The following is a 15,337-nucleotide window of genomic DNA, read 5'->3' on the forward strand; positions in this document are numbered from 1 at the left end:
CTCCGGCTTCCTTCAGATTCCGGGTCACCCCGGACACCCTTGCCCTTGGCTAACGGCTACAACGACCTTCACCGTTCGGGACTCTAACCCTAAAGCTTGCGCCCATGTCGGGCACACATCCAAAAAGGGAATGAGCAAAAAGCTCATTCCCTTTCTATTTTCCATAACTCAATTTTTTGTATATGAGAATCTTCCATTTCCTTTACTTTCAAACGATAGCCACTAACATCAATCTCCATTCCTTCTTCTGCATTAATATTTTGAGTTAAAAACCAGCCAGAGATTGTATCGACTTCATCATGATCAAGGTCAAGGTCAAAATAATCATTTACATCCTGAATGGCCATTTTTCCATCTAACAATTTATGTCCATTCTCAAGCGTATCCATAGGCAACTCTTCTTCGTAATCAAATTCGTCACGAATCTCACCAACAATTTCCTCTAAAATATCTTCAACCGTTACAATACCAGATGTCCCACCATATTCATCAACAAGTACAGCTAAGTGAATATGACCTTTTTGCATTTTCAGCAACAAATCTCTAAGGGGTACATTCTCAAAGATTTTCGGTACAGGTCTTACATAAGATAAAATGTCACTTGATTCATCGCAATCATCATAAAAAAGTTCTTTCATATGGATCACACCGACAATATCATCTTTATCTTCATTGATAACGGGGTATCTGGTGTACCGCTCGTCACGCATAATTTCCATATTATCTTTCATCGTATCATTTATATCAACAACGACTACTTCTGTTCGGGGCACCATAATCTCCCTAGCTGTCCTATTATCAAATTCAAAAATACGATCTACATATTTGTATTCCGTTTGTGTAATTTCACCTTGCTGATAACTCTCAGATAAAATATGTCGTAATTCATCTTCTGAATGCACCTCATCTGATTCATTCGCTGAAGCAAATCCAAGCATCCTAGTTAACACGTTTGCACTTCCATTTAACAACCAAATAAATGGAAACATAATTTTATAAAACCATATGAGCGGCTTAGCGATCATAAGAGTTACTGCTTCAGCTTTTTGAATGGCAATCGTTTTAGGAGCAAGCTCCCCAAGAACTACATGCAAGAATGTAATAATGAAAAAGGCAATGGCAAATGAGATTGTGTGGCTTAACGCCTCAGGAACAGGAGATTGTTCAATTAAAGGATGCAATAGCTTATCAACCGTTGGCTCTCCTAACCAACCAAGGCCTAGTGAAGTAATCGTAATACCTAATTGACAGGCAGACAAGTAATCATCTAGACGGTCTAATAAATGAAGAACGGATTCTGCTTTTTTGTCCCCCTCTTTAACTCTCGACTCAACCTTAGACCTCCGCACTTTCACAATGGCAAACTCACTAATAACAAAAAAAGCTGTTAAAACAATAAGTAGGGCTACTAAAAATAGATTTAATGTAATCATCAGAACTCTCCCTTTACAACATCAATCTCAGTCACGAATCTCTACCCTTAGAATTTAAGAGGAAATACAACGTACATCAAGGTATAAAAAAATAGCTGAACCACATTAGTGGCTCAGCTATTCCTTATTGTTGCTGGCCGCGAGAGTCTACAGCTTGGCAAACTTCATCTGCTGTCATCCCGTTCGCATTAATAACGGAACCTTGCATAGCTGCATCAGCCATGCCCATCACGTTTTTATCTTGACCAGAAATGACACAGCAGTCACACCCTTGTGTATCCTGCTCACTTTTTAATTCAACAATATCGTGACCTTTTGATTGTAAAGCTTCACGTACGTCAGAAAGGGTACCTTCTACACCTATTCGTGCCAAAGTAACCCACCTCCTTTTTAGTTAGGAACGAGTCCTTCAAGGAGTAGTGTATCCACATTATGGTTGGGTATACGTCCTGCTTTTTAAAGAGACCTGATCGTACGTTCTACAACATTCACCCCTACTTCTAGTGCTTCTTCCTTTGGCTTTAGACTCCCATTATGAAGACCATAATCAGAATCAACTCCAAGCCAAAACATAAAGCCAGGGATTTCTTTTAACATATAGCCAAAGTCTTCTCCTGTCATAGCTGCTTTAGATTCCACAAAAGTATAACCTAGATCCTCAACTATTCTCTGGAATGGATCCATAAAAGTTCCGTCATTTTTAACTTGATAATAATTTGATCCATAGTCAATCGAAATTTCACATTCATGACTATATTCAATGCCTTTAGCTAAACCTTCAATTTTCTTCTTTAAGAGATCCATGGTATCAGCTTTAAATGATCTCATCGTTCCTTCTAAACGAGCTGTTTCCGCAATACCATTTTGTACAGTCCCCCCTGTGATCTTCCCGATTGTCACAACAGCTGAATCAAGAGGATCAACAGCACGTGACACAATGGATTGAGCTTGTACAGTATACTGACTCGCAGCAAGAACCATATCTCTCGTTAGGTGAGGATATGCAGCGTGTCCGCCTTTTCCTTTGAAGTCAATGTACAGCTCGCTTGTATTGGCAAATAGCAAACCTTCCTTAGTAGCTACCGTTCCTACTGGATGTTCAGGGGCAATATGTAGAGCAAAGATTTCATCTGGCCACCATGCTTTCATCTCTTCGCTTTGAAGCATTGGTAATGCTCCCCCTGGATTTTCTTCAGCTGGTTGAAAGAGGAATAACACATTCTCTACGGTTGGAGATTGGGCTAAACGTTCTAGAGTTCCTAGCGCAATCGTCATGTGAAAGTCATGACCACATGCGTGCATTTGCCCCTCATGAGTCGAAGCAAACGGATACCCTGTTTCTTCAATAATCGGAAGTCCATCAATGTCAGCACGGTACGCAACCGTCTTTGAAGGGTTTGTCCCTTGAACTCTAACTAATAGTCCTGTCCTCCACTTTTTAACCTCAATATAATCTTGCGGCAAGCCTTCAATAAATTGGAGGAGGTACGCTTGCGTTTTCGTCTCTTGAAAACCTAGTTCAGGGATCTTATGAAGATCTCTCCGAACCTTTTGTAAAGCTTCACTGTTCATCTCTTGTCACCTCTTTAAAAATGAGGCTCTCCCTAAGGAGAACCTCATAAAAGTTCATTAATTATCTAGTTTGCGCAATTCTTGTTTGATTTCTGTTTTCCCTTTAGTTTGCTCATCAATTTCTTTGATGACTTTAGCAGGAGTGCCTGCGACAACTGTATTTGGAGGAACATCTTGCGTTACGATTGAACCTGCTGCTACAACAGATCCTTTACCTACTGTTACACCCTCTAAAATGACAGCATTAGCACCAACTACTACTTCATCTTCTACTACAACTGGTTTAGCAGAAGGTGGTTCAATAACTCCCGCTAATACAGCACCTGCACCGATGTGGCAGTTTTTACCGACTGTAGCACGTCCACCAAGCACAACATTCATGTCGATCATTGTGCCTTCGCCGACTACAGAACCAATATTAATGGCAGCGCCAAGCATAATAACGGCTCCGTCACCAATTTCAACCTGATCACGAATAATTGCACCAGGCTCAATACGAGCATTTACGTTTTTAAGATCAAGTGTTGGAATTGCAGAGTTACGACGATCATTTTCAATCACGTAATCTTCAATAGAACCTTTGTTACTTTCAAGTGCAGGTTCAACATCTTTCCACTCACCGAATAAGACGCCAGTTTCATTATCAACAAAGGATTTAACCGTTTCGCCAAAATCAATTGACTTTAGGTTCTCCCCTTTAACATATACTTTTACTGGTGTAGATTTCTTACTATTTGAAATAAACGAAATAATTTCGTTTGCATCCATCATTTCCATGGCTGCTCCTCCTTTATGTAGTACAACGTTATTTTACTACTTTATCAGACTCAAGAGGGGGTGACAAGGCATTAGGTTTTTTCACCTTTTGGTAAAAATAATATCAATATGAGGGAAACTACAGCCAAGACCAATAAACCTAAATATACTTGGTGTAACCCAAGAGTTAGAGCCTCTTCCAGGGCCACTTGTGTACGAGTAGACAAGCTAGCTTTCCCTTCTGAGTCAAGTAGTTGGTTAACCGTATCAATAGTCACTGATTCATCTAACTGTTTTTCCTGTATCGTATTCTGTATTACACTATTTAATACTCCTCCAAGGATTGCAGCGCCAATTGCACTACCAATACTTCGCATAAACATATTAGACGCAGTCGCAATTCCTCGGGTTTTCCAGTCTACGGTGCTTTGAATGGAAACAATAAATGAAGTGGTTGACATCCCCATTCCTATTCCAATAAAGAAGGAACCTAATGCTGCCCAGACAGGACCCTTATCAGGAGATAAGAAAAAGAAAAAGATTCCTCCCACAACTAATGCTACTCCTCCAATTAGAGATGTTGCACGGAATCCAATTTTCAATAGCAAACGTCCTGCAATCATCGAGGAAACAGGCCAACCAATCGACATTGTGGTCAGTGTAAAACCAGCAACAGTCGCCGACATTCCCATAACTCCTTGCACAAAAGCCGGAAGATAGCTTGATACACCTATTAGAATCATACCAGTAATAAGAGATGTTACATTTGCAATTGTAATAGAACGGTATTCCCATATAGAAAATGGCATCATCGGATCAAGCGCACGCTTTTCTTGAATATAAAATCCTATCAAGCATGTCCCAAAAATCACTAATAACACTACCGCCAACGGAGATTGCCAGGGGATACCTATTCCTCCTTCTACTAGAAGGACCATTAAAGATGAAATACCGACCATTAATATCGCTGAACCTGCAAAATCAATGGAATGCCGCTTTTTCTCGACATTCTCATGAAAGAACCATACTACCCCGATAATAGCCAAGAGCCCTAAAGGAAGGTTCATCCAAAACACGTAACGCCAATTTAAATAATCTACAAAAAAACCTCCCAGTGCGGGACCTGTTACAGCTGAGATTCCCCATACGCTAGAAAGATAGCCCTGAATTTGGGCCCGCTCCTCTTTGGTATATAGATCTCCTACTATGGTCGATGCGATGGGCATAAGTGCTCCTGCACCGACGCCTTGTAGAAACCGAAATAGGATAAGAGTAGTCATTGAAGTAGCAAAGCCACATAACAAGGACCCCGTTAAAAATAAACTGATGCCAATCAGAAAGATAGGCTTTCGTCCAAACAAATCAGATAGTTTGCCGAAAATTAAAACCGTACTGGCATTTGTTAATAGATAGGCAGAAAACACCCAACTATATAGAGAAAAACCACCAAGCGCTGCTACAATACTCGGCATTGCAGTAGAGACAATCGTAGCTTCTATCGCTGCTAAAAACATTGCAAGCATAATAGAAGCAAGTACGAGAGGTCTTTTAGACGTGTTCTGATTTGGCGTTATTGATGTATGCGCTTCCAAATAACCCATCTCCTATCTATAAAAAACAGAGGCGTCCTCAAAGAGAACACCTCTTACATGCTACATTTTATTGTTATAAGTGTGAAAGTGTTTGTTTAATGGTTTTAAGATGGCTCTCCTTGTTAGAATCCCGTCGAAATATCCATTCTCATCAGCTACACATACGAATGGATGATTGACTACTTCCCCTAACGCTTTTGAAAAACTATCCTCTTTCTTTAAACACGGAATTTCTGTATTCATAACCTCTTCTACGCGTACAGAAGATAGTTTGTCGAGCTCAAATTGCTCTACTCCTAGCATATTTTCAATTATAATTGTTTTACTAATGGTTCCTTGTAATCTGTATTTTGCATCTAAAACTGGAACAGCAGAATACCCTGATTTCACAAGCACTAATAGCGCGTGTTCAAGAGGGTTGCCTCCTTGAACGTGAGCTACAATCTCTGAGGGAATCATTAATTCTCCTACATAATACTTCTCTAATTCTTCTCTTTGCAAACTAATCATACGTTCGTACACTCCTTCTTGTTCACACACGGAGGAGTAAGCAATTGTTATATGCTCTATAAATCCCGAAGAATATTATAACACAATCTATAAGAAAACGATAACATAACTTACACCTCATGATCCCATTCAAGCTTTGAGATACGCCATCCCTCATCTGTTTTGGAAATCGTAATAATTCTTCTAATTTCACTTTCACCTAAGATCTCGGATACTTCTTTCTTTTTTTCCTTAACAATAATTTGATGTTTTTGCTTTTCTATAACAGAGAAATTCCCTATATTCTTTGGAATGACATATGGCGAAAAGTCAGTTGTACCAAATTGAAACATTTCCCCATCCATAATAAGATGCTCTCTAAAGACGATCATCATGCTCTCTTTGGTAAACAATTTGATAAAAGAACTCCGAATCTCACTATAAGTTGACTGCTTTGAAGCATGTTCTGACTGAACTTGATGGGCTTCCTTGAGAATCTGTTGCCATTCGACGTTTCTGTCTTGACCTGCTTGTACCGTTTTAAAAGAGAAAAATACAATCGCAAGCATAAGAACGACTCCGAACAATAACGACTTTCTCATACCCCATCCCCCTTTAGTTTAAACAGAGACGCACCTGATTTTAGAAATTTATCCTAACAGGCTACGCCCCCTATGACCTACTTTTTCTCTTGTGAATTGCTGTGAACCTCAATCTTAATAGGCTTTAAATCAATATGGCCACAAGCAGGACATTGTTTATTCTCAGTAGACAACACGCAACACCGATCACAATGATAATGCATACACAACCCTCTCTTTTCTTTATCTTTATTCTATCAATATACAGTATGCAGGGAAGGTAGTTTCGTTCGTAAAATCCCCCTATTGGTAGACAAGCCTCCCTAACCTTTGTAAAGGAACAATCCACATATTGGAGATACTTGACGAAGAAGAGCTTATTCCAAGAAAGAAGTAAATTTTTCAGCATATTTTGCTTGTTTTTGGGGAAACAATACGATAGATTCTTTAATTTAGCTTAAATAATTAAAGTGTTAATATGAATACATGATCATATATTCATATACAGGGGGGATGTGCATGAGTAATCATAATTACGATTTACATGAGGAAACGCTTGATAAAACAACTCAAACGTTCAAAGCACTTTCTGATCCAACAAGAGTACGGATTTTGCATTTATTATTTCATAAGGAATGTTCTGTTAATGAGATTGCAAAAACGTTAGGTCTTCAACAATCTACCGTTTCTCATCAGTTACGTTATTTAAAACAACAGCGACTCATTAAGTGTAGAAGACATAAAACAACACTCTATTACTCGCCTGAGGATCATCATATCTTTCATTTATTAAACCAGGCGATCGAACACGCAAAACACATTTAAACAGGAGGTACATTGATGGGACACTCACATGATCACGGACATGATCATACACACGGAGCTAATAAAACAGCTTTATTATGGAGCTTTATTCTTATATTTGGATTTATGATAGTTGAAGTAATAGGCGGTCTTATAACCAACAGCCTTGCTCTACTATCAGATGCTGGCCACATGTTAAGTGACGCAGCAGCACTTGGACTGAGTTTAGTAGCGTTTAAAATTGGAGAAAGATCAGCCAGCAAGGCAAAAACGTATGGATATAAACGGTTTGAAATATTAGCCGCCTTTTTAAACGGGGTAACTTTGATTGTCATTTCCCTTTATATATTTTGGGAAGCTTACCAACGTTTTCTAGATCCACCCAATGTCAGTATGGGGATGATGATTGTTGCCTTTATAGGTCTAGTTGTTAATATAGTTGTGGCTTGGATCCTAATGAGAGGCGATACTGAAGAAAATCTAAATCTTCGTAGTGCCTTCCTACACGTCCTAGGAGATTTACTTGGTTCTGTTGGAGCTATTATCGCCGGACTTCTAATTTATTTCTTTAACTGGAATATTGCAGACCCAATTGCAAGTGTGCTTGTAGCCTTACTTATCATAACGAGCGGTTACCGCGTTGCAAAAGATTCCTTCCATGTTTTAATGGAAGGTAAACCAAAAGGAATTGAATTGGAACAGCTGCATAACTCCCTAAAAGAACTACCTAATGTGGTTGATGTTCACGATTTACACGTGTGGTCGATTACAAGCGAGTTTCCAGCCTTAACTTGCCATATTGTTGTAGATCACGATTGTGAACGAGATCTTTTACTACAAAAAGCCGTTGGTTTATTAAAAACCGACTATCACATTACACACTCCACTATACAAATAGAAGGTCAATCTGTTCTGCCTCATGAGGATGATGACTGTTGCAATTAACACAAAAAAGAGCTTGGTAATCCAAGCTCTTTTTTGTATACAATACTATGTTTAGACATGTTTATGTGGATTGGGCCGTTACGTTTTTAAGTAGTTGGGGTGTCTTTGGAACGACTCGCTTTCCGCGGCCCCACACGACGTGGGGTCGTTCGACATTGGTTATTGACGTGACGTTCTTAGTCGAACTTCCCTATTCTTGAATAAACTCCCATTAAATAAACCAGTTATTTAAATTAGCAACGACTCATGGTCGTAAATATAGGCATATTTAATATCAATAAATATGTAATGATGGTCGGAAAGTGGAAAGCTAAAGGTGCGGATCATTTCTCTTGTTTCGATATCAGAATATAAATCGGATAATCTACCTTTATTCCATAACCTCATTTGGACCATATTCTCAAGGAAGTAAGGACGAAACGCCCAGTTTGTCCCTAGTATATCGGTTTCCTTTTTCCATGTTTCTTCACGCTTTCGAAAGTTAGATGAAATCTGACGCCCGTTACTGTCGCAAACATACATTCTGAAACTTTCTTCGTCGAAATATCCTGTTACCTTATCAAGAAAAGAGTCCACCCGCTTAGGACCGTCCCAATGATCTAACAGCCCTCTTATTCGTTGGTCCCACTTTAATACGTGGGCAAGCCTTTCTTCTATCAAGCTCTTCTCTCGTTTAATAAAACCGTCCACGTGTTCTTTAATAAGTGGCTGTTGACTAAATGGTTCAAGAAATGAGAATGACGGTCTGGCCAAATAAAATCCTTGATAGTAACGACCACCATGCTTCCAAGCATAATACAACTGGTAAGCATCTTCGATATTCTCAAATATAAGTGCCGCTCCAATTCTTCTAGCAAGCATAGAAAGAGAATATAGGATATCTTGATAACCACTTGAATCTACACCTGATAGAATTTTTGAGTCGACCTTGAGTATATGAGGTTCCAACTGACGCAGCCTGTCTAAGTTGGAGCTTTTAGCACCGACATGATCGACTGCTATTTGTATGCCGTATGTTTTGTAATAAAGCAATAAATGATTCAACATTTCAAAGTCTTCGTCGAAATCATGCTCCGTAATTTCAAGAACGATACGACTCATATCAAAGCCTTTTTCTTCATAGTGGTGTAAAGTTGTAAGTAATGGCTCGCCACTCTCAAGCATAAGCTGCTTTGCGTTGCGGTTAATAAATAAATTGCCATTCATATCGTGTTCTACCATATCTTCAATAGCAAGTTGAAGAAGATGTTGGTCAACCTCTAATTTAAAATCTTCTGGTACTTGAGCATCATGAAAGAATCTCCCTAAACTAACCCATTCTCCCTCATGCCAATATCTCCCTAATACTTCGTATCCGATAATATCATGTTTTACGGCAGAGAATACAGGCTGGTACACAGGTTTGACTCTTTCTAAGTGACTGACTACATCTAATGGATCCATGCGCGCATCCCTCCTGGTTATCTCAGTAGTTTCACTATAAGCGCTTACTTTATTGTACTATTTTATCCGAATTATGTGAAAAGAGATAGGTGCATTTATAAGATTCCATTAAAAAAAGACCAGAAACTGGCCCTTTTACTTCATCAATCTTTCTTATTAGTACTAGATTTTTCTCTATGTTTATGATCTAGGTGTTTCTCGAAATGTTCATCAAATTTCTCTAGAATTGCTTGTTTCTTCTTTTCTGTCATCCAATCTTCATCTACTTTTTTCTGTAATGATTCTTCATGCTTTTTCTTTAAAGACTTTTTAACTTCTTCAGGGGTCTTCCCTGCTTTTAAGATGATCTGCCTTAATGTGTTCCCCTCTTCTCGATACGTGTTGAACTCTTTCTTTGTAAGCCCTAATTCATCGACGAGAGCTTGTTTGGCTTCTGTTCTATGATGATTTTTATGACAACCTTCTTTATAATCATGAGCATATACAGAAGGAGTTACCACAAGCACCGTCATCAAAGCCGCAATGACATAAATAATCCATTTCCTCATACACTTTTCACTCCTTTTTATACTCCTCTTAGTGTTTCCTATTATTTATTTTAGTTGTGTATTTTTTGGTTTTTTCTAATTTTCATCAACAAAACTAAAAAAGTAAACAGAAACTTTTGGTAGAAAAGGCTAAAAAGCGTTATACTTAAAGAAATTATATTTATGAGGTAGGTTCTGAATGTGGAAACACATACGTATACGAAACGCGAAGAAATCGTGAACGCCGTCACACACGGAGTTGGGGTTTTACTAAGTATTGCTGCTTTAGTTCTTTTAGTCGTTAATGCCTCTATGAATGGGAATCCATGGCACATTGTATCTGTATCTATATATGGAGCAACGATGATCTTTTTGTATCTATCTTCGACAATGGTACATGGAATGCCGGACGGAAAATGGAAAGACCTTTTCGAGATCTTTGACCATGCTGCGATCTACTTGTTTATTGCGGGCACGTACACTCCTCTATTGCTTGTCGTATTAAGAGGCACACTCGGCTGGACGTTATTCGGGATTGTATGGGGAATAGCCATTTTCGGAGTCGTGTTCAAAGTTTTCTTTGTTAAGAAATTTGTTGTTCTATCAACTGTCTTTTACGTCTTGATGGGTTGGATTATTGTTCTAGCTTGGAATCCACTCGTAACAAAACTTGCTTTTGGAGGATTAGTTCTTTTAGTTGTCGGCGGCGTCCTATATTCTGTTGGTACAATCTTTTATGTATGGCGTAGCTTTACCTTTCACCACGCTGTGTGGCACTTATTCGTACTCGCCGGATCAGCCATGCATTTCTTCACCATTTTCTTTTATGTCATATGAAAAAGAGGCACCTCCTTGGAGATGCCTCTTTTTACGTATGCCCCACCTTTTAAAAAGGGAAAATTAAAATGGGAATTTATTCAACCACTGACCCCCATCTAATGTAACCACTTCTCCATTCATATATGAGGCTTTATCTGAAAGAATGAAATGAGCTAATTCAGCTATTTCTTCAGGTTGTCCTAGGCGTTTTAAAGGAACGGACTCTAACGTTCTCTTGGCTGCTTCTTCTGACTCAAATAATTTATCAGCTCCACCAGTACGTTCAATTGGTCCAGGTGCAATAGCATTTGTCCGGATCCCGTATTTGTATCCCCACTCGACGGCTAGCGTACGCGTGATCGAAAGAACCCCTGATTTTGCTGCTGCAGAATGTATAACTCCAGCCCCAGCATCCCACGCATAGGTAGCGACCATATTTAAAATGTTTCCTTTTTTTCCTTCTTTCATCCAATAGTCAACGGCAGCACGACAGCAATAAAACGTCCCATTCAATACGATATCTATAACTGAGTTCCATCCATTAACGGACAACTTATCAGCAGGACATATAAAATTCCCTGCAGCATTATTTACTAAATGATCAAGGCCCCCAAATGTATCAACGGTCTCTTCAACCATCCTTTCTACATCCTCAGGTTTTCTTACATCCATCACAATCGTATGTATGGAACCTTCTACGTCTTGGCCAATTTCACTCTTAGCTTGGTCTAACCTTTCTTGGTTACGCCCTGTAATAACTACATTAGCTCCCTCTTTGGCAAATTTTTGAGCCATGTATTTCCCCATCCCACTTGAACCACCTGTAACAATAACGACTTCATCTCTCATGAGCTATTCCTCCTTTGCATATAAATTCTTTAGAAGATATTGAAAACCCTTTCAAAGTTGTGTAATTTTTCATTTTCATTTCAACTTAAGAAATCTTCCAATTTAAACAAACATACATGCTATAATGCTACTATCCCTACTCATGGGGTTAAGAGATTTGTAAAAAAGGCGTGAATAACTTATGTCAAAACCTATTACTCGTCGAACATTCATGAAGCGCCTTTTTGGTAGCGTTTTAAGCTTGTTCGGAATCAGCGGGGGGACTTACTATTATGCCAGATACATTGAGCCTTCCATGCTTACAATTCAAGAAGAAGTTATTGAGTCGGCTCGTATTCCATCGTCCTTCCATAACAAAAAGATATTACAATTCAGTGATACACATATTGGTTTTCATTACGATCTTGAACAGTTTGAAAAACTAGTAAATTCCATTCAGACCCAACAGCCAGATGTGCTATTATTTACCGGGGATTTGATTGATGCTCCAGACGAAGTACCAACTCATATATTTGAGAGGGTAGCAACTATATTAAGCAAATTAGAAGCTCCAATGGGAAAGTTTTGGATCTATGGAAATCACGATCATGGAGGCTACGGCACAGAAGTTATAGCCGATACAATGAAAAAAGCTGGCTTTCAACTTCTCCAAAATAGTCACACTCTTATTGAAGAACAGGGTAATCAAATTCTATTAGCTGGCCTTGATGACGTAATGCTCGGAAGACCGAATATTGCCAACGCACTCCAAGGCAAAGAAAAAGACTTTTTCACTCTACTTCTTTGTCATGAACCAGATTACGCAGAATCAGTTAAACACTATCAAGTAGATATACAGCTTTCAGGACATAGTCACGGGGGGCAAGTACAGATCCCCTTCATCGGCCACCTTATTACTCCCCCCTTAGCTGAACGCTATGTGGAGGGTTGGTACAAAACAGGAAATTACCCACTTTCTATATACGTTAGTCGCGGACTTGGTACAACCCGCGAGCCATACCGGTTCCTATGCCGCCCTGAATACACCATTCATACACTTAAGCAAACTTAGACTACTTTCACTCGAAAGTAGTCTTTTTCCGTAGAGTCTATTAAAGTTTGTGGTCCTTAAAGATTCGAAGCTGAGAGAATGTTTCCGTTTGTGTTATTAGAGCGTAAGGGGACGGAAACATGCATAGGTAAGAGGTCTTCAAACTTCCTACAAATAAACTGCAGGGCCGTCTTTACAATCTAAAGCCAGGGGTGTCTTGGGAATGGAGAGACTCTAAAAAGAAAGGGGAAGTTCGAAGTTCGACTAAAAGCATCATGTCAATAGCCAACGTCGAACGACCCCACATCATGTGCGGCTGCCCGAGGAAAGCTAGTCGTTCCCAAGACACCCCAAGCACTCAACAATCGCTGGCGGTCCCGTTTGCATGAATTGTCTCACCTTCAATTCTTCCATTTAAGGAGGCTTATGTGGAAGAATTGAGAATTCAATATACATTATTAAAATCCGTTACTTAAGAGGACAGACTCAACATTACCCCCATTCACATAGACTGATTAAAGAGTCTATAGTGAAAGGAGAGTCACCCTATGCATCAATATTCACCTATTTATCATCAAAGTCTGTACAGAACTATACCTCAAGGAAATCAAGGGGATCAACGCTTTGTCGGTCCTTTTATACCATTTTTAACAGGTTTAGCCGTTGCTCCGCTCTTTTATGGAGCATTCAGACCACCTTATCCTTATCCACCGTACCCTTATTATCCACCATACGGATGTCGTCCATATGGCTGCCCTCCCTATTACAGACCTTACTTTTAACCTTTAAGATCGTTTCACGAAATGTTCATAGCTTCCATTCTAAGCTTCATGTTAAAATATTCTTTGGATACAAAGTTGAAGCACACTGGGGGATATGATATGAAACGACCGATTATAGGAGTTGGGTTCCTCCTAATGATTCTTTTATTAACGGCATGTTCAAGTTCAAAAGGGTATGAAGGGGATTTCTCTTATGATATCAAAGAATTTGAGTTCACGAACCAGAACGGAGAAACCGTCTCTAAGGAAGATTTAGAAGGGGATTTTTGGGTAGCTGACTTTATCTTCACGAATTGCACAAGTGCCTGCCCGCCTATGACAAATAATATGGCGCGATTACAAACGATGGTGGAAGAGGCTGGACTAGAGGACCAGGTTCGCTTTGTCTCTTTTTCGATCGACCCAGAACATGATTCACCTGAAGTTTTGAAAGATTACGCTAATAAATTTCAGGCCGACTTTACAAATTGGGACTTCCTAACAGGCTATGAACCCCAAACAATTAAAGAGTTCGCCTTAAAATCCTTTAAAGCACCAGTTGAGAAGTTACCTTTAAAAGATGCCCCCGAAGGTCAGCCAGATTATGACTTTATGCATTCGTCACGGATGTATATCATAACTCCCGAGGGCAAGGCCATAAAAGGGTATATTGGAACAGACATTAATAATATGGAACCTTTATTCGAAGATTTAAAAGGTTATATAAATTAACTCAAGGTGAGAGGCCCTTCGTTCAGAGGGCTCTCATCATTTTTTAAATTTGCTTTTTCGGACCACCTTTTGTACGATGGTAGTAGTTATGATAAAGGAGGAAGTTTTTTGAAAAATGATGTAAAACATTCTTCTACAAAAGAAATTGCGGAAGCTTTATATGTCGTCAACCGTCATGCTAAAACAGCGCCTGATCCCAGACATTTGTATACACTAAAGAAAAAAGCGATTCAACAACTAATCGCCCAAAAACATGCAAAAAAGATCGGCCTCCACTATTCTGACCACCCGAAATATAGCCATCAGCACTCCACTCTTTTGGTACAAGTTGCTAATTACTATTTCCATATTCCCCCTCGAAAAGAAGACTTCCAAGCGCTCGAGCACTTAGGTAACATCGATCAATCCTATCGAAATCCAAAACCAAGTCTTTCTTTATCAAAAGCAAAAAAAGTGCTCTATCGCTATCTGAATTGGGAGGAAGACAGCAAAGTAAAAGCAGAACAAAGAAACAAGAGACACACGAAGTCTCCATACAATAATCCCCATTACGCACCTTGGGGTCAACTTGTTTCTTGGGAACAAAAGGATAGACGAAGATAACAGCCTATTGAAAGGTTTCAATTCTTCCATTGAAAGGAATCCCTTCCATAAGGAGGGATGGAACGTGAGCGAGATGAAGAATTTCATGTATGAGCTCAATCAATTTATGAAATGGTCTGAAGAAATGAAGGATGCATATGAACGTCTTAGTGAAGAGGAACAGTTGCTCGTTAATAAGCATACCCCTTTCACAGAAACCCCAAGGCAGTTGAATAAAGAAGTTACAAAGTGGTACGAGAGTATGCACGAAAAAGTGACGTATTAATAAGCAATAACAATCGAGTAGGAGGAGGTGACTAACCTCCGTCCTCTCACACCACCGAGCGTACGGACCCGTACTCGGCGGTTTCCCTAAGTTTGACGTAGAAATTTATATCGATGAGATAAACTACGAAGCCCTA

At 39.4% G+C, this 15,337-nt stretch carries 19 protein-coding genes; 8 read left to right on the forward strand and 11 right to left on the reverse strand.

Annotated elements, in window-relative coordinates; translation table 11 throughout:
• Positions 1-143: 143 nt before the first annotated feature.
• From IEW76_RS20385 to IEW76_RS21000, 8 genes are all read right to left on the reverse strand, one after another.
• A complete protein-coding gene (locus tag IEW76_RS20385) occupies positions 144-1,433 on the reverse strand; it encodes a hemolysin family protein (protein WP_188656205.1) in 1,290 nt (429 codons plus the stop codon).
• A 124-nt stretch (positions 1,434-1,557) separates the two neighbouring features.
• The gene (locus IEW76_RS20390; RefSeq protein ID WP_188656206.1) at positions 1,558-1,806 is read right to left on the reverse strand and encodes a YkuS family protein; all 249 of its coding nucleotides are present in this window, start codon (positions 1,804-1,806) and stop codon (positions 1,558-1,560) included.
• An 83-nt stretch (positions 1,807-1,889) separates the two neighbouring features.
• A complete protein-coding gene (locus IEW76_RS20395; RefSeq protein ID WP_188656207.1) occupies positions 1,890-3,005 on the reverse strand; it encodes an N-acetyldiaminopimelate deacetylase in 1,116 nt (371 codons plus the stop codon).
• Positions 3,006-3,062: 57 nt separating this feature from the next.
• Positions 3,063-3,782, reverse strand: a complete 720-nt coding sequence (gene dapD / locus IEW76_RS20400; protein ID WP_188656208.1) for a 2,3,4,5-tetrahydropyridine-2,6-dicarboxylate N-acetyltransferase — start codon at positions 3,780-3,782, stop codon at positions 3,063-3,065.
• 71 nt (positions 3,783-3,853) lie between these two features.
• Positions 3,854-5,284 (reverse strand): MDR family MFS transporter, encoded by a 1,431-nt coding sequence (locus tag IEW76_RS20405; protein WP_229721322.1) that lies wholly within the window; start codon positions 5,282-5,284, stop codon positions 3,854-3,856.
• A gap of 129 nt (positions 5,285-5,413) precedes the next feature.
• Positions 5,414-5,863, reverse strand: a complete 450-nt coding sequence (gene cbpB, locus IEW76_RS20410) for a cyclic-di-AMP-binding protein CbpB (protein ID WP_188656210.1) — start codon at positions 5,861-5,863, stop codon at positions 5,414-5,416.
• Between the two features lie 110 nt (positions 5,864-5,973).
• Positions 5,974-6,444, reverse strand: coding sequence for a DUF3993 domain-containing protein (locus tag IEW76_RS20415; RefSeq protein ID WP_188656211.1), 471 nt, complete (start codon positions 6,442-6,444; stop codon positions 5,974-5,976).
• 77 nt (positions 6,445-6,521) lie between these two features.
• A complete protein-coding gene (locus tag IEW76_RS21000; protein ID WP_268235086.1) occupies positions 6,522-6,647 on the reverse strand; it encodes a hypothetical protein in 126 nt (41 codons plus the stop codon).
• A gap of 295 nt (positions 6,648-6,942) precedes the next feature.
• Between IEW76_RS21000 and IEW76_RS20420 the strand changes: the two genes are divergently transcribed.
• The gene (locus tag IEW76_RS20420; RefSeq protein WP_188656212.1) at positions 6,943-7,248 is read left to right on the forward strand and encodes an ArsR/SmtB family transcription factor; all 306 of its coding nucleotides are present in this window, start codon (positions 6,943-6,945) and stop codon (positions 7,246-7,248) included.
• A gap of 15 nt (positions 7,249-7,263) precedes the next feature.
• Complete coding sequence (locus tag IEW76_RS20425) at positions 7,264-8,172, forward strand: cation diffusion facilitator family transporter (RefSeq protein ID WP_188656213.1); 909 nt, start codon at positions 7,264-7,266, stop codon at positions 8,170-8,172.
• A gap of 228 nt (positions 8,173-8,400) precedes the next feature.
• On the opposite strand, the gene IEW76_RS20430 is transcribed toward IEW76_RS20425, so the two are convergent.
• Entirely contained in the window at positions 8,401-9,615 is a 1,215-nt protein-coding gene (locus IEW76_RS20430) for an EAL domain-containing protein (protein ID WP_188656214.1), read from the reverse strand.
• Positions 9,616-9,758: 143 nt separating this feature from the next.
• Positions 9,759-10,163 (reverse strand): hypothetical protein, encoded by a 405-nt coding sequence (locus IEW76_RS20435; protein ID WP_188656215.1) that lies wholly within the window; start codon positions 10,161-10,163, stop codon positions 9,759-9,761.
• A 180-nt stretch (positions 10,164-10,343) separates the two neighbouring features.
• Here IEW76_RS20435 and trhA point away from each other — a divergent pair, with 180 nt between their 5' ends.
• The gene (gene trhA, locus IEW76_RS20440; RefSeq protein WP_188656216.1) at positions 10,344-10,979 is read left to right on the forward strand and encodes a PAQR family membrane homeostasis protein TrhA; all 636 of its coding nucleotides are present in this window, start codon (positions 10,344-10,346) and stop codon (positions 10,977-10,979) included.
• A 63-nt stretch (positions 10,980-11,042) separates the two neighbouring features.
• Here the strand turns inward: trhA and fadH are convergent, their stop codons facing one another.
• Positions 11,043-11,810 (reverse strand): 2,4-dienoyl-CoA reductase, encoded by a 768-nt coding sequence (gene fadH / locus IEW76_RS20445; RefSeq protein ID WP_188656217.1) that lies wholly within the window; start codon positions 11,808-11,810, stop codon positions 11,043-11,045.
• Positions 11,811-11,991: 181 nt separating this feature from the next.
• On the opposite strand from fadH, the gene IEW76_RS20450 reads away from it, so the two are divergent.
• From IEW76_RS20450 to IEW76_RS20470, 5 genes are all read left to right on the forward strand, one after another.
• A complete protein-coding gene (locus IEW76_RS20450; RefSeq protein ID WP_229721321.1) occupies positions 11,992-12,861 on the forward strand; it encodes a metallophosphoesterase in 870 nt (289 codons plus the stop codon).
• 527 nt (positions 12,862-13,388) lie between these two features.
• The gene (locus IEW76_RS20455) at positions 13,389-13,622 is read left to right on the forward strand and encodes a hypothetical protein (RefSeq protein WP_188656218.1); all 234 of its coding nucleotides are present in this window, start codon (positions 13,389-13,391) and stop codon (positions 13,620-13,622) included.
• Positions 13,623-13,721: 99 nt separating this feature from the next.
• On the forward strand, positions 13,722-14,333 hold the full coding sequence (locus IEW76_RS20460) for an SCO family protein (protein WP_188656219.1): 612 nt from the start codon (positions 13,722-13,724) through the stop codon (positions 14,331-14,333).
• Positions 14,334-14,441: 108 nt separating this feature from the next.
• Positions 14,442-14,936 carry a YkyB family protein gene (locus IEW76_RS20465; protein ID WP_188656220.1) on the forward strand — a complete coding sequence of 165 codons (495 nt, stop codon included), beginning with the start codon at positions 14,442-14,444 and terminating at the stop codon, positions 14,934-14,936.
• Between the two features lie 64 nt (positions 14,937-15,000).
• Positions 15,001-15,201, forward strand: coding sequence for a hypothetical protein (locus IEW76_RS20470; RefSeq protein WP_188656221.1), 201 nt, complete (start codon positions 15,001-15,003; stop codon positions 15,199-15,201).
• Positions 15,202-15,337 lie beyond the last annotated feature (136 nt).

The organism is Pontibacillus salipaludis, assembly GCF_014642405.1.
In the GTDB taxonomy this organism is placed as follows: Bacteria; Bacillota; Bacilli; order Bacillales; family BH030062; genus Pontibacillus; species Pontibacillus salipaludis.

Bases quoted from the DNA above. Each gene is read 5' to 3' on its own strand.
- IEW76_RS20385 (WP_188656205.1), bottom strand. From the start codon at position 1,433: ATGATTACATTAAATCTATTTTTAGTAGCCCTACTTATTGTTTTAACA.
- IEW76_RS20395 (WP_188656207.1), bottom strand. From the start codon at position 3,005: ATGAACAGTGAAGCTTTACAAAAGGTTCGGAGAGATCTTCATAAGATC.
- dapD (WP_188656208.1), bottom strand. From the start codon at position 3,782: ATGGAAATGATGGATGCAAACGAAATTATTTCGTTTATTTCAAATAGT.
- IEW76_RS20405 (WP_229721322.1), bottom strand. From the start codon at position 5,284: ATGCTTGCAATGTTTTTAGCAGCGATAGAAGCTACGATTGTCTCTACT.
- cbpB (WP_188656210.1), bottom strand. From the start codon at position 5,863: ATGATTAGTTTGCAAAGAGAAGAATTAGAGAAGTATTATGTAGGAGAA.
- IEW76_RS20415 (WP_188656211.1), bottom strand. From the start codon at position 6,444: ATGAGAAAGTCGTTATTGTTCGGAGTCGTTCTTATGCTTGCGATTGTA.
- IEW76_RS21000 (WP_268235086.1), bottom strand. From the start codon at position 6,647: ATGCATTATCATTGTGATCGGTGTTGCGTGTTGTCTACTGAGAATAAA.
- IEW76_RS20420 (WP_188656212.1), top strand. From the start codon at position 6,943: ATGAGTAATCATAATTACGATTTACATGAGGAAACGCTTGATAAAACA.
- IEW76_RS20425 (WP_188656213.1), top strand. From the start codon at position 7,264: ATGGGACACTCACATGATCACGGACATGATCATACACACGGAGCTAAT.
- IEW76_RS20430 (WP_188656214.1), bottom strand. From the start codon at position 9,615: ATGGATCCATTAGATGTAGTCAGTCACTTAGAAAGAGTCAAACCTGTG.
- IEW76_RS20435 (WP_188656215.1), bottom strand. From the start codon at position 10,163: ATGAGGAAATGGATTATTTATGTCATTGCGGCTTTGATGACGGTGCTT.
- fadH (WP_188656217.1), bottom strand. From the start codon at position 11,810: ATGAGAGATGAAGTCGTTATTGTTACAGGTGGTTCAAGTGGGATGGGG.
- IEW76_RS20450 (WP_229721321.1), top strand. From the start codon at position 11,992: ATGTCAAAACCTATTACTCGTCGAACATTCATGAAGCGCCTTTTTGGT.
- IEW76_RS20455 (WP_188656218.1), top strand. From the start codon at position 13,389: ATGCATCAATATTCACCTATTTATCATCAAAGTCTGTACAGAACTATA.
- IEW76_RS20460 (WP_188656219.1), top strand. From the start codon at position 13,722: ATGAAACGACCGATTATAGGAGTTGGGTTCCTCCTAATGATTCTTTTA.